Origin of the sequence: Aestuariivivens sediminicola (assembly GCF_022662015.1) — a bacterium.
GTDB lineage: Bacteria > Bacteroidota > Bacteroidia > Flavobacteriales > Flavobacteriaceae > Aestuariivivens > Aestuariivivens sediminicola.
In genome coordinates this window covers 192,103-212,221 of record NZ_JAKMCM010000004.1, presented here as the reverse complement: position 1 = coordinate 212,221, position 20,119 = coordinate 192,103, and the positions used below count along the sequence as shown (strand labels likewise).

17 protein-coding genes and 1 other RNA gene are annotated in these 20,119 nt (G+C 39.1%); 6 read left to right on the top strand and 12 right to left on the bottom strand.

All coding sequences use genetic code 11. The features are described 5' to 3' along the window. The first annotated feature begins 41 nt into the window (after nt 1-41). From ffs to fsa, 3 genes are all read left to right on the top strand, one after another. Nucleotides 42-140: signal recognition particle sRNA small type (gene ffs / locus MR041_RS10890), an RNA gene on the top strand. A gap of 73 nt (nt 141-213) precedes the next feature. Then, entirely contained in the window at nt 214-1,017 is an 804-nt protein-coding gene (locus tag MR041_RS10885) for an SDR family oxidoreductase (protein ID WP_242093820.1), read from the top strand. Nucleotides 1,018-1,121: 104 nt separating this feature from the next. Further along, on the top strand, nt 1,122-1,778 hold the full coding sequence (fsa, locus tag MR041_RS10880; protein WP_242093818.1) for a fructose-6-phosphate aldolase: 657 nt from the start codon (nt 1,122-1,124) through the stop codon (nt 1,776-1,778). Nucleotides 1,779-1,866: 88 nt separating this feature from the next. Here fsa and MR041_RS10875 read toward each other — a convergent pair whose 3' ends face one another. Beyond that, the gene (locus tag MR041_RS10875; RefSeq protein ID WP_242093816.1) at nt 1,867-3,288 is read right to left on the bottom strand and encodes a TlpA family protein disulfide reductase; all 1,422 of its coding nucleotides are present in this window, start codon (nt 3,286-3,288) and stop codon (nt 1,867-1,869) included. Nucleotides 3,289-3,485: 197 nt separating this feature from the next. On the opposite strand from MR041_RS10875, the gene MR041_RS10870 reads away from it, so the two are divergent. Then, nucleotides 3,486-5,111 carry an ABC-F family ATP-binding cassette domain-containing protein gene (locus tag MR041_RS10870; RefSeq protein WP_242093814.1) on the top strand — a complete coding sequence of 542 codons (1,626 nt, stop codon included), beginning with the start codon at nt 3,486-3,488 and terminating at the stop codon, nt 5,109-5,111. Between the two features lie 20 nt (nt 5,112-5,131). Here the strand turns inward: MR041_RS10870 and MR041_RS10865 are convergent, their stop codons facing one another. Then, nucleotides 5,132-5,821 (bottom strand): nitroreductase family protein, encoded by a 690-nt coding sequence (locus tag MR041_RS10865; protein WP_242093812.1) that lies wholly within the window; start codon nt 5,819-5,821, stop codon nt 5,132-5,134. Nucleotides 5,822-5,830: 9 nt separating this feature from the next. Beyond that, nucleotides 5,831-6,067 carry a DUF2007 domain-containing protein gene (locus MR041_RS10860; protein WP_242093810.1) on the bottom strand — a complete coding sequence of 79 codons (237 nt, stop codon included), beginning with the start codon at nt 6,065-6,067 and terminating at the stop codon, nt 5,831-5,833. A 153-nt stretch (nt 6,068-6,220) separates the two neighbouring features. Here MR041_RS10860 and MR041_RS10855 point away from each other — a divergent pair, with 153 nt between their 5' ends. Then, complete coding sequence (locus MR041_RS10855) at nt 6,221-7,045, top strand: cyclase family protein (protein ID WP_242093808.1); 825 nt, start codon at nt 6,221-6,223, stop codon at nt 7,043-7,045. Nucleotides 7,046-7,049: 4 nt separating this feature from the next. On the opposite strand, the gene pheT is transcribed toward MR041_RS10855, so the two are convergent. The 8 genes from pheT to MR041_RS10815 all read right to left on the bottom strand — a co-directional run bounded on the left by pheT (nt 7,050) and on the right by MR041_RS10815 (nt 16,483). Beyond that, entirely contained in the window at nt 7,050-9,476 is a 2,427-nt protein-coding gene (pheT, locus tag MR041_RS10850; protein ID WP_242093807.1) for a phenylalanine--tRNA ligase subunit beta, read from the bottom strand. Between the two features lie 111 nt (nt 9,477-9,587). Beyond that, entirely contained in the window at nt 9,588-10,106 is a 519-nt protein-coding gene (locus MR041_RS10845; protein WP_242093805.1) for a YybH family protein, read from the bottom strand. Between the two features lie 190 nt (nt 10,107-10,296). Further along, on the bottom strand, nt 10,297-10,995 hold the full coding sequence (locus MR041_RS10840) for a fatty acid desaturase (protein WP_242093803.1): 699 nt from the start codon (nt 10,993-10,995) through the stop codon (nt 10,297-10,299). A 159-nt stretch (nt 10,996-11,154) separates the two neighbouring features. Continuing rightward, nucleotides 11,155-11,799, bottom strand: a complete 645-nt coding sequence (locus MR041_RS10835; RefSeq protein ID WP_242093801.1) for an alpha/beta hydrolase — start codon at nt 11,797-11,799, stop codon at nt 11,155-11,157. 12 nt (nt 11,800-11,811) lie between these two features. Beyond that, nucleotides 11,812-12,144 (bottom strand): DUF4870 domain-containing protein, encoded by a 333-nt coding sequence (locus MR041_RS10830; protein ID WP_242093799.1) that lies wholly within the window; start codon nt 12,142-12,144, stop codon nt 11,812-11,814. A 2-nt stretch (nt 12,145-12,146) separates the two neighbouring features. Beyond that, nucleotides 12,147-13,403: a dihydroorotase gene (locus MR041_RS10825; protein ID WP_242093798.1), complete on the bottom strand. Its 1,257-nt coding sequence runs from the start codon at nt 13,401-13,403 to the stop codon at nt 12,147-12,149. Continuing rightward, nucleotides 13,400-15,322: a BatA domain-containing protein gene (locus MR041_RS10820; RefSeq protein ID WP_242093796.1), complete on the bottom strand. Its 1,923-nt coding sequence runs from the start codon at nt 15,320-15,322 to the stop codon at nt 13,400-13,402. The genes MR041_RS10825 and MR041_RS10820 overlap by 4 nt, the downstream gene beginning before the upstream one ends. Before the next feature lie 153 nt (nt 15,323-15,475). Then, entirely contained in the window at nt 15,476-16,483 is a 1,008-nt protein-coding gene (locus tag MR041_RS10815) for a glycosyltransferase family 2 protein (protein WP_242093794.1), read from the bottom strand. A gap of 82 nt (nt 16,484-16,565) precedes the next feature. Between MR041_RS10815 and MR041_RS10810 the strand changes: the two genes are divergently transcribed. Continuing rightward, complete coding sequence (locus MR041_RS10810) at nt 16,566-18,458, top strand: M61 family metallopeptidase (protein WP_242093792.1); 1,893 nt, start codon at nt 16,566-16,568, stop codon at nt 18,456-18,458. 147 nt (nt 18,459-18,605) lie between these two features. Here MR041_RS10810 and MR041_RS10805 read toward each other — a convergent pair whose 3' ends face one another. Continuing rightward, nucleotides 18,606-20,090 carry a S10 family peptidase gene (locus MR041_RS10805; RefSeq protein ID WP_242093790.1) on the bottom strand — a complete coding sequence of 495 codons (1,485 nt, stop codon included), beginning with the start codon at nt 20,088-20,090 and terminating at the stop codon, nt 18,606-18,608. Nucleotides 20,091-20,119: the final 29 nt, after the last annotated feature.

Here is a 20,119-nt window from a genome sequence, read left to right as displayed (position 1 = left end):
AAAATCATTGTGAAAATTTTAAAAGGTTGTATCTTTGCAGTAGGCAAGTCCTACACAACCAGCTCCTGTAGAATCCTCCAGGGCGGGAACGCAGCAAAGGTATACGGTCGTAGCGGTGTGATGTAGGTAGCTTGCCTTTTTTTATGCCTATCCCATACTTCTAAAACAATATTTTATTTATAATTTTATATTTGTGACTATTCTCATTGATTTATGGCCAAAATTGTACTGATAACAGGTGGATCTTCCGGAATTGGTAAATCCATTGGCGAGTTTTTAACAGAAAGGGGATGTATTGTTTACGGTACAAGCAGACAACCGGTAAACTATCCGGAAAGTAAATTTCCCTTGTTATCCCTGGATGTAAAGAATAGGAATTCGATTGAAACTACTATAGGGGACATTATTGAAAAGGAAGGCAAAATTGATGTGTTGATAAATAATGCCGGAGCCGGAATCACCGGACCTGTTGAAGAGATTCCGGAACATGAGATGAAAACTAATTTTGACACCAATTTTTTTGGTCCGATAAATGTCATAAAAGCAGTCCTACCTTATATGCGTGAGCAAAGAGCGGGACTTATTATCAATATAACCTCTATAGCGGGATATATGGGCTTGCCTTTCAGGGGTATTTACAGTTCGAGCAAAGGAGCTTTAGAACTCATAACTGAAGCTTTTCGAATGGAGTTGAAGCCTTTTAATATATATATGACCAATGTAGCTCCGGGCGATTTTGCAACGAACATCGCTGCCGGACGTTACCATGCCCCTTTAGAGGAGGATTCTCCATATAAATCGGCCTATGGTAAATCTTTGGATTTGATGAATGCCCATGTCGATTCCGGGAGTGATCCTATACTGATGGCAAAGGTCATTTATAAAATTATGAGAACCAAATCCCCTAAAGTCCACTACAAAGTTGGAAGCCCGATGCAAAAATTTTCTATCGTGTTAAAACGGTTATTACCCGATACCATTTATGAAAGATTACTCATGTCGCATTACAAGCTCTAAGCCCTTCACTACTTTTAATAAATTGTTATATTTCTTTTCCTTATACAGTTCTTAATATTGTAAATTTACCAAAAAATAAACCAGTTATAAATTAAACAAGACACATGAAATTTTTTATAGACACAGCCAATCTCGATCAAATAAGGGAAGCACAGAATATGGGAGTTTTAGATGGGGTTACAACCAACCCATCCCTAATGGCCAAAGAAGGTATTACAGGACATGACAATATTATGAAGCACTATGTGGACATCTGTAATATTGTTGATGGCGATGTAAGTGCTGAAGTGATTTCTACCGATTATGAAGGCATGGTGAGAGAAGGAGAAGCTTTGGCCGAATTACATGATCAAATCGTAATCAAACTCCCGATGATTAAAGATGGTGTAAAAGCCTGCAGATACTTTTCGGAAAAGGGCATTAAAACAAATGTGACGCTTGTTTTCTCTCCAGGTCAGGCACTGTTGGCTGCAAAGGCAGGTGCAACCTATGTTTCCCCATTCATTGGTCGACTCGATGATATATCCACAGACGGTTTAAACCTGATCGCTGAAATTCGACAAATTTATGACAACTATGGCTTTGATACTGAAATACTTGCTGCTTCAGTGCGTCATACAATGCATATCATTGATTGCGCGAAGTTAGGAGCAGATGTTATGACTGGCCCGCTAAGTGCCATAGAAGGACTTCTAAAACATCCGTTAACCGATATTGGGCTCGCTAAATTTTTAGAGGACTATAAAAAAGGGAATACCTAATACTAATTCGAAATTAAAAAAACCGCTTCCAAATTATGGAAGCGGTTTTTTATTTGTTTAATATTGAACGTTTGTGTTCACAACTGATTTATCTGTTGATCGCACCAAGTAAATCTTCTTCAAAATGACGATCGAAAATATTCGAATTACTCTTTACGATCTTTTTATTTTCATCGACTATAAACGCTTTGGTTAAAGGATATACAGCCAGTAGTTCCCGAGTTTTTATCGGATTCATGAGAACATATTCATCCTCTAATGGCATGTTGTTGCGTTTTAAAGTCTTTTTGACCGTGTCCAACTCATAATCGTCTAAGTTTATAGAGATAAAGGTGACTTCCGGGTACTTGGCCTGAAGTTCTTTTAGTTTAGAGTGGCTGTCTTTAAAATGATTGAAAGCCGTATGTGACCAGAAACAGATTACCGTGGGAGATACGATCTTCGATTTAATATTAAATTCGGTGTTTTTGTAGTCTCTAACCATAAAGTCCGGCAATTCATAACCACTTTTTAGATTACCTATGGCCGCCGCATACTGCCTGACCAGCATATTATTCTTCGTGTCATTACTCTTCGATAAATAGGACGCCATTACCGTTTCATTATATTTTTCTTCCTCATTTTTGGTGAGAAAATTAATCGTATAGTGGTAAAGCATCTCATTTTTCATTAATGGAATTTCTATCAAACTATCAATGAGTGTCAACTTATCCAATGTGTAACAGACCGAATTTCTTTTAAACATTTTGTTTTCAGAATGGTCCATATGCGTTTTAAGCGCCATGTTATTGATGTTGGAACGTAAAAACGACTTATAGGTAAAATGATCTTTTAAGAAGGCATCGCTATAATTAATCGACGCTCTATAGTTATAAAAATCTTTTGGCAATGATTCTAATATTTCATTTTTGTTATAGCCATAATGAACAAATGGATAGATTTCTTTTTTAAAGTAGTAATTGTAATCGATGTTCGCCATCGCAATATTGCTAAATAATTCCGAGGGCGCATACTTTTCTTTAAATTGTGAAAGCTCTTTAAGTTTCTGTTGTCTTACTTCAGAAATTTTATTTTCATAAATATCGGGATCTAACTGACATTGTTTAAAGACAATTTTCTCCTCAACTTCATTTTTCAGAAATTCATTCACTAAATAGTTATTCTTTTTGGCACCCACACCTGTGAAAACAAGAGATTCATCAAAATCCAATGTGTTCAGACGAAACATAATACTGTCCCGAGGTTCTAATAGGACCATTTGAAACTCATCTCCATGCTTAAATGTATAAAAACCTGTTTTGAGACTGTCTATTCTGTAAACAAACCTATTGGCGTTATCCAATAAAACGGTATCTAAAACTTTTTCAGATACAGATAAAACAACAAAATTATTCTTCGGATTTATAACCTGACCGCCGAAGTAAGCATAATCGCCCTCTCCGGTATCCGAATTATTCATGCATCCAATCAGTAAGATGAAGAGTAGAAGTATTCCAATCTTAAATTTCATAAATTCCACATATTTTTCGGGTTTCCACACCGAAATCCTATAGCAAAAATAATTCTTGTAATTAAAATGTGCTGTTAAGGGCCTGTTAAATCTTATAATAGCTACAATGCCCTGATTTAAAGGGATTAAAAATAAAATGCCGTAGGTTTCGCTTAACAAATGTAATTTTCTACTTTTGCAAAAATTTTTTCAGCATTATGTTATCAGTGTCTAATCTTTCTGTCCAATTCGGTAAGCGTGTTCTTTTTGATGATGTTAATACCAGGTTTACCAGTGGCAATTGTTATGGTATTATTGGGGCCAACGGTTCGGGCAAATCCACCTTTTTAAAGATTTTATCCGGAAAGAAGGAGCCTACCTCAGGTCACGTATCCCTGGAATCGGGAAAGCGTATGTCTGTACTCGAGCAGAATCACAATTTGTACGATTCACATCCTGTTCTAGAAACTGTTTTAATGGGTAATCAACCTCTGTTTAAGATCAAAACAGAAATTGACGCCTTATATGCCGATTATTCTGATGAGAATGCCGACAAAATAGGAGAGTTACAGGTACAGTTTGAAGAAATGAATGGGTGGAATGCGGATAGTGATGCAGCAGCGTTACTATCGAATCTGGGCATAAAAGAAGATTTGCATTACACAATGATGTCTGATCTGGATGGAAAACAAAAGGTACGTGTGTTATTGGCACAGGCCCTGTTTGGTAACCCCGATGTACTGATAATGGATGAGCCGACTAACGATCTGGATTATGAAACCATTTCCTGGTTGGAAAACTTTTTAGCCAATTATGATAATTGTGTGATCGTTGTATCACACGATCGCCATTTCCTTGATGCCGTATGTACGCATGTATCAGACATCGATTTTGGAAAAATTAATCATTATTCGGGTAATTACTCTTTCTGGTATGAATCTTCACAATTAGCGGCGAAACAGCGGGCCCAGCAAAACAAGAAGGCAGAGGAAAAGAAAAAGGAACTGGAGGAATTTATCAGACGTTTTTCTGCGAATGTCGCCAAAAGCAAACAGGCTACCAGTAGAAAAAAGATGATTGATAAATTAAATATTTCAGATATCAGACCCTCGAGTCGTCGTTATCCTGCCATTATTTTTGAGCGTGAGCGTGAAGCCGGAGATCAAATACTGAATATTGAAGGACTTTCTGCCTCCGTTGATGGTGAGGTGCTTTTTAGGAATGTGCATTTGAATTTGGCAAAAGGGGATAAGGTGGTTGTCTTTTCGAGAGATTCCAGAGCAACGACGGCCTTTTATGAAATATTGAACGGAAATGAAAAGCCCGATGCGGGTCGCTTTTCATGGGGAATTACCACGATGCAATCGTATTTGCCGCTGGATAACAGTGCTTTTTTTAACAACGACCTGACCTTAGTCGACTGGCTGAGGCAATGGGCTAAAACTGAGGAAGAGCGTGAGGAGGTCTATATTCGTGGATTTCTTGGTAAAATGATTTTCAGCGGAGAAGAGGCATTGAAAAAATCCAGTGTATTATCAGGAGGTGAAAAAGTACGTTGTATGTTGAGCAGAATGATGCTATTGAGGGCAAACGTTCTCATGTTAGACGAACCTACGAATCACCTGGATTTAGAAAGTATTACAGCCTTTAATAACTCTTTGAAGAACTTTAAAGGAACCGTTTTGCTGACCACGCATGATCATGAATTTGCACAAACGGTGGCCAACAGGATTGTGGAGCTCACACCGAGCGGAATCATTGACCGCTATATGACCTTCGACGAATACATGCAGGATAAAAAAATAAAGGAACAACGCGAAAGAATGTACGCGGTTACTGTTTAAACGCCTGCTTTCTCCTGGACCTATAAATAGAATTGCGCCACCTTATTTAAAGGCTTTCTTTGGATATCAGGCACATAAACAGGATCTTTAGGATATCCAACAGGTAACAGGAGGAATGCTCTTTCATTGCTCGGTCTGTCAAGAAGTTGCGTTAAAAAGTGCATTGGGCTCGGGGTATGGGTCAGGGTCACCAAACCGGCCTTATGTATCGCTGTAATAAGCATCCCACAGGCAATACCAATGGATTCGTTAACATAATAATTATTGTTTTTCGTACCGGATTGATCCCTGTTATACACCTTTTTAAATGCCACAATAAGCCAGGGCGCCTCTTCAATAAATGGTTTGCTCGGGTTGGTGCCCAGCGGTTCCAAATCCTTAAGCCAACGTTCGCTCATGCGGTTGGTGTAACTTTCCCGTTCCTCTTTTTCAGCAGCCTTCCGAATTTTCGATTTTAATTCCGGGTTGGATACAGCACAAAACATCCAGGGTTGTTTATGCGCTCCTGATGGGGCAGTGGATGCTGTTTTAATGATATTCTCAATGACTTTGCGAGGTACAGGGGTTTTGGCATACTCCCTTATAGAACGTCGGCCGTTCATCTCTTCAAAAAAATCCAGACTCTTTTGTAAGGACGCCTCAGGCGTACATGACATGGTTTTATACTTAATGTGTTTAAAACCATTAATTTCAATGTGGTCTTTAGGCATGAGTACAGATTAGGATTGCGCTTCGAATTCCGTTTTAATCGTCTCCACTATAGGTAAGGCCCTGTCGAGTTCGTCTTTATGCACAAACACATCCTGTAGGACATGACCTCCAAAGATAGGGTTTAGACCGGATTCATTTTGCTCCCTGACAATTGCATTGATATCAAGTTCCTCTAAACTTTGTTTTATTCTTTCACTTACCACTAAATTACCAGTAAATATCTTGGTGTAATTCGAATCAGCCATATCGATTTGTATTATTCATTATAGTATTAAAGATACGGAATCTAAGGCAGATTTAAAATTTAAATCACAGGGGTCATAAACAAATTAAATTAAATGATTACATTAGAGTGGCTTCAGTTAATATGTTGCTTTATAATTTAACTCTTTTAAGTTATGTATAGACGTATTCTCATCGTATGTATTTGGGTATCATTCATGTCCTGTAAGAACGATCCTGAAAGCAATTTGGAAGCGGAAGGGTTGCATTTTGAATCTTTATCACGCGCCAAGATCGTCGATCTGTCCTACGATTTTTCAGACGAAACCATCTACTGGGTAACAGCTAAGGAATTTCATCTGGATACGGTTGCATATGGTGATACAGAAGCTGGGTTTTTCTATGCGGCCAATAATTTTTCGACGGCCGAGCACGGTGGTACGCATATCGATGCGCCTATCCATTTTGCCAAGGATGGACAAACTGTAGATCAGATTCCATTGCAGCATTTGGTAGGTAAAGCAATAAAGATAGATGTCTCAGAGAAGGCATTAAACAACCCTGATTATTTAGTAAGTATTGCGGATATTCTGGATTGGGAAAAGAAAGAACAGCAACAAATACCAGTTGGGGGCATCGTGCTTTTGGAAACAGGTTATTCAAAATATTATCCCGACAAACTTAAATATTTGGGAACAGAAATGCGTGGTCCTGAAGCCATCAAAGATTTGCACTTTCCCGGTTTAGATCCTGATGCAGCGGCATGGTTGGTTGAGAACAGAGATATACATGCTATAGGGATAGACACACCCAGTATTGATTATGGGCAATCGACCGATTTTAAGAGTCATGTTGTCCTTTTAGGACATAATATTCCTGCATTTGAAAATCTAACCCAGCTGGATAAATTGCCGTCCAACAATTTTATGATTTTTGCCCTTCCTATTAAAATAAAGGGTGGCAGTGGTGGTCCATTGCGAATAATTGCCTTAACAGAGTAACATCTTATCGCAATTGTGCGCCCAGTTCCTTTTCCAGATTGAACTGAATTTTGGACATGATTTTATCGATTTGTTTATCGGTAAGGGTTTTGTTGTCGTCTTGCAAGGTAAAACTAACCGCATAGCTCTTTTTACCGGGCGGTAAATTTTTTCCTTGATACACATCGAAAAGATTGACGTCTCTAAGTAAATGTCTTTCACTCCTTTTGGCAATATTGAGGATATCTTCAAAAGTCACATAGTGATCGATTAGTAATGCAAAATCACGTCGAACCTGCGGGTATTTCGGTATGGGTTCAAAAATGATTTTGTTTCGTTTTATAATTTCTAATACAGCGTCCCAATTGAAGTCAGCATAAAGCACTTCTAATGAAATATCAAAGGCTTTGAGGATCGATTTCTTTACCAAACCAAATTCAACCACCAGTGTATCTCCCTGCACAATACATAGGCCTTCACTTAACAGATCACTTCTAAAGGGCGCCTCACTGCAGTTTGAAATTCCCAGTCGTTCCAACACGGAAATAACTATGCCCTTCAAATAGAAAAAATCACTTTTTACACTGGTGCTATGCCACGATTCATTTGCCGTGTTACCCGTAATTAAGATACTCAGGTGTTTTAATTCTTTTCTTTGGTCATCAATTTGGTGATAGGTTTTACCAAATTCAAAAAGCTTTAAATCCTGACGTTTCCTGTTAATATTGAAGGAAACAGCTTCCAATCCAGAAAATAAAAGCGATTGTCTGAGCACAGAAAGATCATTGCTCAATGGATTGAGCATAGTCACATTGTGTTCGGTTTGCAACTGATCGCTTAAGTTTACATATTCAGGTGTTGTCAGTGAATTTGATAAGGTTTCAAAAAAGCCCCTTGCCGCTAATAAATGACCTATGGTATCCTGAATGATATGATCCTCAAATCGCGATGTATTCGAAATAGACGCACTGAGCTTTTTGGTTGTTGCAATAGTGTTATATCCATAAACCCTCAAAATCTCCTCAATGATATCGGCTTCACGTTGCACGTCATTTCTATACGCCGGTACCGTTAATCCAAGGCCAGCCTCGGTTACATTATTCACTTTAATTTCCAATGACGTGAGAATCCGTTTAATGATTTCACGTGGAATTTCCTCTCCAATAAGCTTTTTGGCATTATCAAAACTCAGACGCACTTCATAATCCTTAATCTTATCCGGGTAAATATCAACGATATCACTGGTGATTTCACCTCCGGCAAGGTCTTGAATTAAAAGTGCAGCCCTTTTGAGGGCGTATTCGGTTATATTCGGATCAATACCACGTTCAAACCTGAACGAGGCATCTGTGCTTAAGCCATGACGTTTTGCAGTTTTTCGAATACTTACCGGGTCAAAATAGGCGCTCTCAAGAAATATACTTGTTGTGTTTTCCGTTACACCGGAATCGATTCCACCAAATACGCCGGCGATACACATTGGTTTTTTAGCATCACAGATCATCAGGTCGTCTTCGTGAAGCTCCCTTTCAATGCCATCTAAAGTTGTGAATTTTGTACCGCTCTCCAAGGTTTTGACCTCAATTTTATTACCGGAAATTTTGATGGCATCAAAAGCGTGCAGCGGTTGACCCAACTCATGCAATACATAATTGGTAGCATCCACTACATTGTTTATGGGTTTTAGGCCTAGGGCAGACAATCGGTTCTGTAGCCATCTGGGTGATTCCTCAACTTTCAATCCACTTATGGTAACACCACAATACCGGGGTGCTAATTTTCTGTTCTTTACCTGCACATCCATCTTGAGCATGCGATTGTCAACATGAAAAGCACTCACAGAAGGAGTAATAAGCTCTAAGTTAATCTCTCTTTGAATAAATCCTGCTTTCAGATCTCTGGCTACGCCTAAATGGCTCATGGCATCAGCGCGATTAGGGGTCAGGCCAATTTCAAAAATCCAATCATTTTCAATTTCAAAAATGGCAGAAGCGGGTGTCCCAACTTTTATCTTTGGATCTAATACTAAGATACCATCATGAGATGAACCCAGTCCCAGTTCATCTTCAGCACAAATCATACCATGACTTTCTTCACCTCTAATTTTCCCTTTTTTTATCTTCCAGGGCTCCCCCTCAGATGGATACAATGTTGTTCCTATTGTGGCAACAGGGACCTTTTGTCCTTTGGCCACATTTGGAGCACCGCAAACAATTTGAAGTGGTTGCTCCTGACCAATATCGACTTTGGTAAGCTTCAATTTATCAGCATTCGGGTGTTTTTCACAGGCCAATACCGCACCAACAACGACACCTTCCAGTCCTCCCTTCACAGATTCATAGGCTTTAAGTCCTTCTACTTCCAATCCGAGATCCGTTAACAGTTCACTTATCTCTTCCGGGGACCAATCCGTTTTTAAAAATTGTTTAATCCAGTTATAAGAAATGTTCATAACGCAACATCCATTTAAGCTTGCAAAGATAAACTATTGTATCAAGCATTCAAATAGTGCTTTAGTAAAAGCTTAAAAATTGATCCCAACTCCGGCATTGATGAGTTGGTATCATTTAAATTTCTGAAAATCATGTAATTCTGAAGCTGACGCATAAGTTGTTTCATTTATTGAATGATGCTCTGAAGAATCGTAATCCATTAAGATTTTCCATTGCTCATTTTTCCGAACTAAAAGGACATGAAACTTACCGTAATACGACCTTTCATTCGGGGTATGTAATTGACGCGTTATTTTGTATATACCTCTTTCCGAGGCTATATTCCCGTCACATATACGTTCTAAAAACCGAAATGAAATGGTTTGTGAACCGGACTTATGCTGCCAACGCTCCCTATATACTGCGAGGTATGATGTCTTTCCCCGTATTGATTTTCCATCGCCGCTCACTCGAATTAATTCTTCGTCATGGAGACGCGAAAACAATTCGACATCGTAGGTTTCGAAAGCTTTTGTGAAATTTTCCCAGACTTCAGTATTGATATCCTTAAAATGTGAACTGTTTTGTGAGACTCCTGGAAAAGGTAAGGCAAGAAAACAACAGACAGCCATTTTATATATTAATTTCATGTCAATGGTTTTATGACCATAAGTTAGGCATTGTCCGCTAATATGCAATAGATTTCTAAATACGAAGATTATTTTTAGAGCGGTGTCAGGATGAAAAACGAACGCTACTTAAGATTTGTAAGTATGTAAAAGCACATCCATTAGGAATCACCGATACACTTTAAAGTACAGTGCAGAAGAGTATACGAGTCTATTTCAATTGCCAAAGTCGCCACCATGGTACTCCGGGCGCGTCGTGGTGTTCATAGTGATAACCAAAAAAATAACAGCTGAAAAAAGCCAGGATATGATTTTTCTTCAAGGTTTTTGATTTATGCTTATTATCGTGTTCGTGGCCATCCTTGTGAGGAATATATGTCCCGAAGTAGAACAGTTGAAACGTTGATAAAATACCGGGTAGAATCCAAAACAGCAATAAATTTTCTATCGGAAATACAAATCGTAAGAGCTGCAAACTAATAGTCATCAGGATTAATTGTTTTAAGGTTGTATATTTTTTAATAAAAGTCCAGTACCACAACCAGAAATTACCGGATTCGTGATAATCCGGGTCATGCTCTGACGCAACAAATCTGTGGTGCTCATGATGTTTTACCAGCAATCTGTCATAGAAGTTGAACGCGAAAAGCATAGATGTGATCCAGCCCAGCCAATAATTCCACTTCTTGTTTTTGGATATTGATCCGTGCATGGCGTCATGAGCTGTAATAAACAAGCCTGTAAATAAGTGTGTCTGCCAAAAGACACCCACATAGACCCATGGATTTGAAAAACTCAGCTTCCAGTTCAGCAGGGCCAATAAACTGACGAACCAAATAATTATCATAACCATTCCAATTATGATACCTACCGGGTCTACGTCTTTATGAAGTGCGCTCCTTTTTGACATTAACAGCATTTAATATTGTTGAACAATATACAAAAAAAGTTGAACAAAAATACAAAAAATATTATCAAAAAGAAATTATTTCCGTGATTTACAGATATATTCGATGTAAAAATTAATTGATCGTTTAACGACCATTAATGAAGATATCTGGTAAGAAAGCTAAATACGTTTTTTTAACCAGTTTTTAAACTCATAGAAGTTTTGAGGTGCAACACCATGACCAACAGGAAATTCGGCGTAACAATGTTTAATGTTCAGCTGATGTAAAAAAGAAGGTGTTTGTCTGGCCCATTCAACTGGTATGACCTGATCTACACTGCCGTGTGAACAATAAAAATCCAGATGAGAATAATCTCTTTTTCGATAATCACCTGAAATGATATCCTTGTTAACGTATCCGCTCAATGCAATTATGTTTTTAACCTTTTCCGGATAAGTCAATGCCACTGCATAACTCAAAATGGTACCCTGGCTAAAACCGAGGAGGGTTATATTGTGTTTATTTACAGGGTAATTTACAACGGCTTCATCAATAAAATTAGCGATTAGATCACGAGATTGTATCGCCTGATCATTATCACTCCATTTCCCTTTTTCTGCCTCAAAATTAATGCTATACCAGGCGTATCCAAAGGGTTGCATGGTGTAGGGCGCTCGCAACGAAATAACAAAAAGTTCTTCTGGTAATTCCTGTGAAAAGGAGTACAAATCATTTTCGTCACTACCGTAACCATGCAGCATGATGAGCAGTGGTGCATTTTCCTTTAAACTGGATTCGCGAATGATATGGTGCAAAGAAGGCAAGGTATTTAAAATTTAGTGTCCTATACTTGAAAACCAGTTTTGAAACAAATGCCCCACAAGAGGGACCGGTCGGGTTTTACCACCAATGGCACTTACAATGGCATACACAAATAGCACACTAAAGAAAATCCAGAATCCCAGGGTAGCGTACCAACTATCTACAGCACTAATAAGCCATCCCAAGATAAAATAGGTGAGCCATAAGCCTAGTGCCTGACGTGTATGAAAACTAATGAATGGGTTTTTTTTATCGTTATTCATAAAATAGGCAATAATGGTGCCTATAATGGTGATATAGCTCACAAAAGCCAATGTTTTTCCATCGTTTATCTCTTGCTGATGCATGCTTATTTCTTTAAGACTAGTTTATTATTAGAAAAGATGCCATACACGCGACCCTTTAATTGAGCACCTTCAAATATGGCATTTTTGGATTTGGAACTGATGTCTCCTTTTTCAAAAACATAGGTATCATCAGGATTGAAAAGGGTGGCATTCAATATGTTTCCTATTGCGATGGGGACTGGTTGCACTCCAAAGCGGGATTTTCCTCTTGTTAACACCTCCACACATTTTTCTGTTGATAAGACGGTTTGCAATGCCCCGTAAGCACTTTCTAAACCAATGGTCCCATAATTTGCCCGATCGAACTCCAGCTTTTTCTCTTCAATATCTATAGGGGAATGATCGCTGGTAACCATATCAATGGTGCCGTCCTTAAGACCGTCAATTAAGGCACCAATATCTTTTTGCGTTCTCAAGGGTGGCTGGACTTTAAAGTTGGTGTTAAAATCGGATAACGCATCATCGGTAAAGCACAGGTTGTGTATGGCAACACTGCAGGAAACGTCTAATTTTTTGGCTTTGGCTTCTTTGATTAGGGCGACCGATCTCGCTGTGGAAATGGTCGGTATATGTAATTTACCACCTGTATATTCCAGGAGAAACAAATCGCGAGACACCTGAAGTTCTTCCGCCAGCGCAGGATTACCCTTAAGACCAAGTTTTGTACTGGCAACATGCTCATTCATGACACCATTTCTCGAAATGTCCTGATCTAAAGGAAAGGAGCACACCAAACCACTGAAGTTACTTGCATATTGCAATGCAATTTTCATCAGATTCGGATTGGAAACCGACTTTTTGTAATCATAAAAAGCAACCGCTCCGGCAGATTTCATATCGAAGAGCTCCGCTAAATGCGTACCATTGCTGTTAGAGGTCAATGCTCCCATGGGTAACAAGGTTACGGCATTGTCCTTCGATTTTGATAGTACAAAGGCAATATCTGCATTGGTATCGATAATTGGATTGGTATCAGCGTTCAGTGCTATTGCAGTAAATCCCGATAAAGCCGCTGTATGTAGTCCATTTGTAATCGTTTCACGTTCTTCATAACCCGGCTCTCCAAAACTTACACTGCTATCAAACCATCCTTGTGAAATGTGAAGGTTGTTAAACTGAATTTCCTTATAGTTGCCGGGATTTTTTAGATAATTTCCAATTCGCGTAACTACGCCCTTTTCAATTAATACATCCTGAGTCGTATTGTGAAATTCGCTTTCAGGATCTATAATTGTAGCGGACTTTATAAGTACATTCATTTAAAATATTTTAAGATGAGCATTTCTATTATCAGTAACAGCAGTGCAAAAATAACAAACCATTTCCATAAGGCATTCATTTTTGTATCACTTTTTATAGCATCAAAAACCGCGCTCACAGAATTGTTCACAAGAACCTGATCTGAGTTTGAAACGTCTTTGTAGGTTAAATCACTTTCTGTTCGTTGATAATTGAAACTGACATGAGATAACACCTGATCTTTTGAGTTTATGGAATAGATTCCCGCAACCTCGGGACTTTCCTCAGTTTTAATAACCACCTTGTTGTTGTATTGCTGCTGACGTGGAATAATGCTTATCTCATTTTTGACCAGTGTCAGGATATCGTCCTGTTGCAGCTGAGTTGCTACATCAAAACTGTTATTTCTGCCAATGGTGTAATATAAGCGAGGCAATTTAAGACTGTATTTGCCTATATTATACAATGACGGAACGATTAAGGGCGAATTGACAAAGTTAGAGTTATCACCACTTAGGGGCGAAGCAAATAAATACAGGTTTTTCCCTTGAGACAAAAAGGTAGCACCATTTTCGAATTTTAAGGCAGAGGAGGCCTTATTTGTATTCACCCTGTAGTGTCCTTTTACCTTGGGGTACTGAAAATTGCTGATCTGTTTTTCAAAAACCCCATTCGCGTAGAGCGGATGTGAGAAATTGATCTCGGTGATACGTTTTTCATTTAAATTGAAACTATCAAGAGCTATGTTGAAATCAATAAGCAAATCGTTGTAGGATCTCGTATGAATCGCTTCTGCGGGAACCACCAGAATAGAACCACCTTGCCTGGCAAATGCTTTTAAAGAGGTGGCAAGTGAATTCGGTATTTGATCCAATTCATTTAATATGATGAGCTGTTGGTCACTTATAAGATTATAGTCCAGTTGATTTATTTCAAAGGCCTTGTAATTAAATTCATCCTTAGTATAAATACGCTTTAGAAAGCTGTCATCAGCCTGATTGATAACCAAAACATTTATTTTTTTGATGTCGTTTAAATTGAAATATAAAATATTATCAAATTGTAAGGCCCCGTCATCAATAACAATCTGACCCTTAAAAGCCGTATTACTTGGAATTGAAAATAACGTACTTAAAGATCGGTCCAATTCAACAGAAGTCTTTGCAACAAGGTCATTGTCGTTGTACAATGAAACCGGTAAATTATCGATCAAATCCCCGCTGTTCTTTAGGAATACAGCTAATTCCAGGTTGGTTGCATTTGCACTCGATACAGCAATACTGTCAACAGATATATTGGCTGTGTTCACCGGACTTAATTTCACCAGGTGGAGATTTACTGAGGGATCGATAACTTCATTGAGACTGTTGTCATAGTCCTGAAAATCTGAAATGAACACTATATTTTTCAGACTATTTTTATTGTTTTCCAGTAATAAATTACTTTTCAATAAGGCGGCTTTATACGGTAATTGGGACGCAGAATACTCCAGGCGAAGTAATTCATTCTTTACCGCATCAATGGTAGTGTTTTTAAACACGGCATCATTGGTAAAGATTGAAACCACGGCATCCTGAGGTACGTTTGCAATGACATCCTGGACAGCGCGTTTAAATAATTCACCCTGGTTTCCCTTGGCTTGCATACTAAACGAATTATCCAAATAAATAACGTTTTCCGTTTTAGTCTGACCCCTGGTTTTAGAGGTGTAGGGTTGGGCAAAGGCAATGATTATCGCAGCAAATAATAAAAGTCTGGTCAACAGAACAAGCCATTTTTTTATTTCGGAACTTTTTCTGGTTTGCAGGCTTGCTTTTTTTAAGAAGGCCACATTGGTGAAATCCACTTTTTTAAATCGACGCAATTGAAAAAGGTGGATAATAATTGGAATTAGCAGTAAAACTAAAGCATAAAGAATTTCGGGGTTTTTAAACTGCATGCTGCTAACGGTTTATCAAACGTACATATTTTTTTTCATTCTGCTCCATCCTGGAATAATAATTTTTGTATCCCGTAAAAGTCCGTTAAAATACATCAAGGGGGTTATCATCCAATCCTTTAAATCTCAGCAGTTACAGGTATTACAATAGGATTAACAAAAGAAGACGTAATCCCTAACGGGACGCAGATTCAAGGTGCCCAAATAGTGTCGAATCTCTTTCTGAGCCTTTTTGTTTGCTACGGTAATAATGCTCTGCGTGTTGCGCCATGATCTTAAATGGCCGAAAGGCAGTAGAACCTTACCATAGATGCTGCGACTAATTTTATTGGGATTATTACATATCCATTCGAATGCAATCCCGTGCTCTAAAAGGATCTTTGCCGTTTTTTTGCCTTTGCTGCCTGCACCCCAGACCACTAATTTTTTATCGGGGTTATAATCAATAGCAATGAAGTGATGTGTTTTTAATGCCGTAAAATGATTGTGTTCATAATGAACATGTGTTCTGGACGTTCGTGTCGGGTAATCCCGCCAATAATGCAAGACATGGTCGCATGGGATACACTTGAACTGATGTTTGTAAAATCGAAAGGTCAAATCATAGTCTTCCGGATATCGCCGCGGATGAAAGGCTCCACAGGCCATTAAATCGTCCTTATGGATCATCCAACAGGGTGAGGGAATGACACATTCTTTATAGATTTCAGTATAATTGGTTCCCAGTTTGGTGAGATCGTTTAACCAGCTTTCATAATGCCTATAACCTTCGCCTACGCCATCGGCACAGAAATAGCGCACCAAGCCTATGGCAACATGCTTTTTGCCATGGCTCATTAAGTTATTTGCCAGAACCTCCAGTTTATTCGGAGCCATGATGTCGTCACTATCCATGCGTGTAATAAAAGTACCTGAAGCCTGTTCTAAAGCCAATTGCAGCGCATCTATAATCCCGGTTCCCGAATTTTTAAGGAGTTGAATCCTTGGATCTCGTTTTTGATAGCTTTCAACAAGGTCATAGCTCCTGTCTGTAGAACCATCATCAACAATGACTAATTCCCAATTGGAATAGGTCTGGTTTCGTATGGAATCGATACATTCAGTTATAAAAGATTCTGTATTTTTAAATGGTGTCAGAATACTTATTAAGGGTAGACTCATGGCGCTAATTTAACATAACCTTAGGAAAAAGAGCTGTAACATAATGGTATTTTTGGCGTCACCTTTAAAATTAAATATCAATATGAAAACTCGATTCCTTAGCCTTTTCCTGGCAACACTTATTTTATCAAGTTGTGGTACACGTATAAACACAGCCAATGATTTAGCCATTAACACACCTATTTTAACTGCAGTTGATTTAAATGGTGTCAGTAATGATAAAGTGCCTGTGAGTATCGATCCGGGAAGGTTCACCACAGAAACTGTTATTTACAGGTTGCCAAAGGTGGTTCAAGGTACCTATGCCGTCAGTGATTTTGGAAAATATGTGGACAACTTTAAAGCTTTAGATTACCAGGGTAAGGAAATGACCGTGAGTAAATTGGATACGAATTCATGGTCGATAAGTAATGCGAAGGAACTCGATAAGGTGACATACCTCGTAAATGACACTTATGATATCGAGGAAGAAGGAGGTATTGGCAAGGACACCCCGTTCTCACCCGCTGGCACCAATATAGAACCCAACAATTTTGTGTTAAACCTGCACGGATTTATCGGGTATTTTGATGCGCTGAGGAACAATTCCTACACCGTTACTGTAACAGCACCCAAGGACTTGGTACATACTTCAGCCTTGCAGAATATAGGAACCAAATACAGTGAAGATGGTGCTACGATGATTAACACCTATAAAGCCGATCGGTATTTTGAAATTACAGACAATCCTATGATGTATGGTGCTCTGGATGTCGAGGAATTTCAAGTGGGAGACATTAAAATTGTCTTGAGTGTCTATTCCCCCAATAAAGTGCACACGGCGGCATCCCTTAAAACGACCATTTATAAAATGATGCAGGCTCAGAAGTCCTATCTGGGCGATATCAACAGTACCCCGCGTTACGATATATATGTCTATCTGTCTGAAGGTAAAAAAGATTCACCAAAGGGTTTTGGAGCCCTTGAGCATCATACCTCAACAGTGGTCGTTATGCCCGAGCAAATGGCCGAGGAGGCCCTGGCAAGTAGTCTGATTGATGTCGTGTCTCATGAATTTTTTCATATTGTAACGCCTTTGACCGTCCATTCGGAAGACGTGCACTATTTCGATTATAATAACCCGACATTTTCCAAACACTTATGGATGTATGAAGGTGTGACGGAATATTTTGCAACTTTATTTCAAGTGAACCAGGGTTTGGTGGAGAAAGAAGCATTTTACAACAAAATTTTGGGGAAGATGCAAAGTTCTATGCAAATGAATGATGCCATGAGTTTTACCATAATGAGTGAAAACGTTCTTAAACAACCCTATAAGGATCAGTATATCAATGTTTACCAAAAGGGAGCACTTATTGGCATGTGCGTCGATATTTTGATACGGGAAGGAAGTAACGGTGAGCGTGGCATCCTGTCTTTAATGAAGGCACTGTCGACCAAATATGGCAAAGACAAGCCCTTTGATGACGACACCCTGTTTGATGAAATTGTTGAAATGACCTACCCTTCATTGCGGGAGTTCTTTGACACCCATGTCATTGGGGATATCCCGATTAATTACGATGATTTTCTGGATAAAGTTGGGCTGGAAATAGGGGAGTCCAAAATTGAAGCTAACTACATTCTTATGAATGGTGCTCCTATTGTAAGTGGGGATCCTCAAAGCAATACCATATTCTTTACGGAAATGGCACTGGAGAACAGCTTCTGGGAGGCGCAAGGCATTCAGCCTAATGATGTCATAAAAACCATAAATGGAAATGAATTAACCCTACAAAATGCCAACGAGATTTTACAGGAGGTGTTTTTTTGGAAGCCGGGACAGGATATTTTGGTTGTATTGCATCGTCAGGGTGAAGAAATAATTATAGACACCACTACAACTCAGGGCTATACCCTTGGAAAAGGTCTCATTGAAAAATCAGATGCCACTGAGGCCCAGATAGTCCTGAGAGAAGCCTGGTTAAAAGGTTAGAAGTTCAATAAATACATATTTGAACGCCCTGTCCTTAATATGTTTTGGGCAGGGCTTTTCTATTTAAGTGTTTCACAAATAACATTTACACGCGGTGTAAATGATTTCAGAATAAATGTATGCGTTTTGTTCGCTTACTGAAGTATTTTATTCATATTTAGCCACTTTCCCAAAGGATAGGGAGTTTTTAATAAAGGTCCTGAGATCATCATTAGCCGTTGCCAAATCCTCTTGTCTTAAATACATCATATGGCCACTTCTATAGCCTTTAAACGTAAACCGATCTTTCATTTTCCCACTCGGGTCAATTTGCCACATCGTATATTTTGCAGCAAAATAGGTGGTCGCACCATCGTAATAGCCCGATTGTATAAGGACCTTCAGATACGGATTTTGGGCCATGGCCTGGCGTAACTGATCTCTCGTATTGTCGTTGGTTTTATCCCATGGGTTAACATCCCCCATGACATTGTATTTGACATCCGTTTCAAAATTAAGATGTTCTTTAATGTAATAATTAATTGCCGGTGTGAAAGCGTGCTTCCATGCGCTGAACTCCGGACTGTAATCTGGAGCATCACCGGCCTCTCTCTTGTCAATTCCCAGGTACCTGGAGTCCAAACGTCCAATGATATGCCCCGTTTTGTCCCGAAGGAGTTCTTTCCAATAAAAGCTCGTTGGGATGTCCAGGTTGTTTTGCAGTATGGCCTTTTCACTTAAACCCGAATAATAGCTCATTTTTTGGGCCATCTGTAGCTTTTCCTGTTCTGAGATAAATCCACCTTTGGCTAAAGCCGGCATGAGTGACTGAATCGAAAAATTTTCAACTTCCGGCAAAATGTCTAAAAGATCCTTCTCCTGCAATGCCCGCGGTAAGGCCTTTTGATACCAGGCCGCCGCAGTGAAGTAGGGTAAATTTAATGCGGAATATACGGGTTGGTTCGTCCCGTATAACTTATAATCGGCAGGCGATACCATGATAACCCCGTTTAGGAACATCCATTCATTGCTTTGAAGGGCATTAGCTAATCCCATAACACGCACCCCTCCATAACTTTCGCCTATAATGTATTTGGGTGAATGCCATCGACTGTTTCGAGAAACAAAGGTCGTTATCCATTCTGCCAGATATTTGATATCTGCATTGATACCAAAAAATGTTTTTCGGTCCGGTAATTTACCTTCATCATCGGGAATCATTCTTGAATACCCCGTATTCACAGGATTTATATATACGATATCGGCAATATCAAGAATGGAATGCGGATTATCGCGAACACCATAGGGTAGGAGCGGATAGCCTTCACTATCAATTTGCAACAGTTTTGGTCCGGTATAGGCCATATGCATCCAAACTGAAGCCGACCCCGGGCCTCCATTAAATGAAAAAATCAGAGGGCGTTTTTCTTTTTGCTTTACATTGCGCTGGTAATAGGTATAGTACAAGGTGGCAATGGGCGCCCCATCCGCGTTCCAGACAGGCTGCATCCCGGTGGTCGCCGTATATTGAAAGTTAACTCCCTTAACAGTAGCTGTATGGGTCGTTACAACCATGGTATCGACCGGAATTTTCCGGTTTTGGGCATAGGTGAGTGTCACGATGAAACAGACAATAATTCGTAAAAATTTCATTATATTCATCTAATTTTGGCAATCTAAAA

What these genes read in the sequence shown, in the direction of transcription:
- MR041_RS10830 (WP_242093799.1), bottom strand. Translation starts at nt 12,144, where the DNA reads ATGCATCAGCAAGAGATAAACGATGGAAAAACATTGGCTTTTGTGAGC.
- MR041_RS10840 (WP_242093803.1), bottom strand. Translation starts at nt 10,995, where the DNA reads ATGTCAAAAAGGAGCGCACTTCATAAAGACGTAGACCCGGTAGGTATC.
- MR041_RS10820 (WP_242093796.1), bottom strand. Translation starts at nt 15,322, where the DNA reads ATGCAGTTTAAAAACCCCGAAATTCTTTATGCTTTAGTTTTACTGCTA.
- MR041_RS10805 (WP_242093790.1), bottom strand. Translation starts at nt 20,090, where the DNA reads ATGAAATTTTTACGAATTATTGTCTGTTTCATCGTGACACTCACCTAT.
- MR041_RS10825 (WP_242093798.1), bottom strand. Translation starts at nt 13,403, where the DNA reads ATGAATGTACTTATAAAGTCCGCTACAATTATAGATCCTGAAAGCGAA.
- MR041_RS10875 (WP_242093816.1), bottom strand. Translation starts at nt 3,288, where the DNA reads ATGAAATTTAAGATTGGAATACTTCTACTCTTCATCTTACTGATTGGA.
- MR041_RS10865 (WP_242093812.1), bottom strand. Translation starts at nt 5,821, where the DNA reads ATGCCTAAAGACCACATTGAAATTAATGGTTTTAAACACATTAAGTAT.
- MR041_RS10870 (WP_242093814.1), top strand. Translation starts at nt 3,486, where the DNA reads ATGTTATCAGTGTCTAATCTTTCTGTCCAATTCGGTAAGCGTGTTCTT.
- fsa (WP_242093818.1), top strand. Translation starts at nt 1,122, where the DNA reads ATGAAATTTTTTATAGACACAGCCAATCTCGATCAAATAAGGGAAGCA.
- MR041_RS10845 (WP_242093805.1), bottom strand. Translation starts at nt 10,106, where the DNA reads ATGAAATTAATATATAAAATGGCTGTCTGTTGTTTTCTTGCCTTACCT.
- MR041_RS10860 (WP_242093810.1), bottom strand. Translation starts at nt 6,067, where the DNA reads ATGGCTGATTCGAATTACACCAAGATATTTACTGGTAATTTAGTGGTA.
- MR041_RS10815 (WP_242093794.1), bottom strand. Translation starts at nt 16,483, where the DNA reads ATGAGTCTACCCTTAATAAGTATTCTGACACCATTTAAAAATACAGAA.
- MR041_RS10855 (WP_242093808.1), top strand. Translation starts at nt 6,221, where the DNA reads ATGTATAGACGTATTCTCATCGTATGTATTTGGGTATCATTCATGTCC.
- pheT (WP_242093807.1), bottom strand. Translation starts at nt 9,476, where the DNA reads ATGAACATTTCTTATAACTGGATTAAACAATTTTTAAAAACGGATTGG.
- MR041_RS10885 (WP_242093820.1), top strand. Translation starts at nt 214, where the DNA reads ATGGCCAAAATTGTACTGATAACAGGTGGATCTTCCGGAATTGGTAAA.
- MR041_RS10810 (WP_242093792.1), top strand. Translation starts at nt 16,566, where the DNA reads ATGAAAACTCGATTCCTTAGCCTTTTCCTGGCAACACTTATTTTATCA.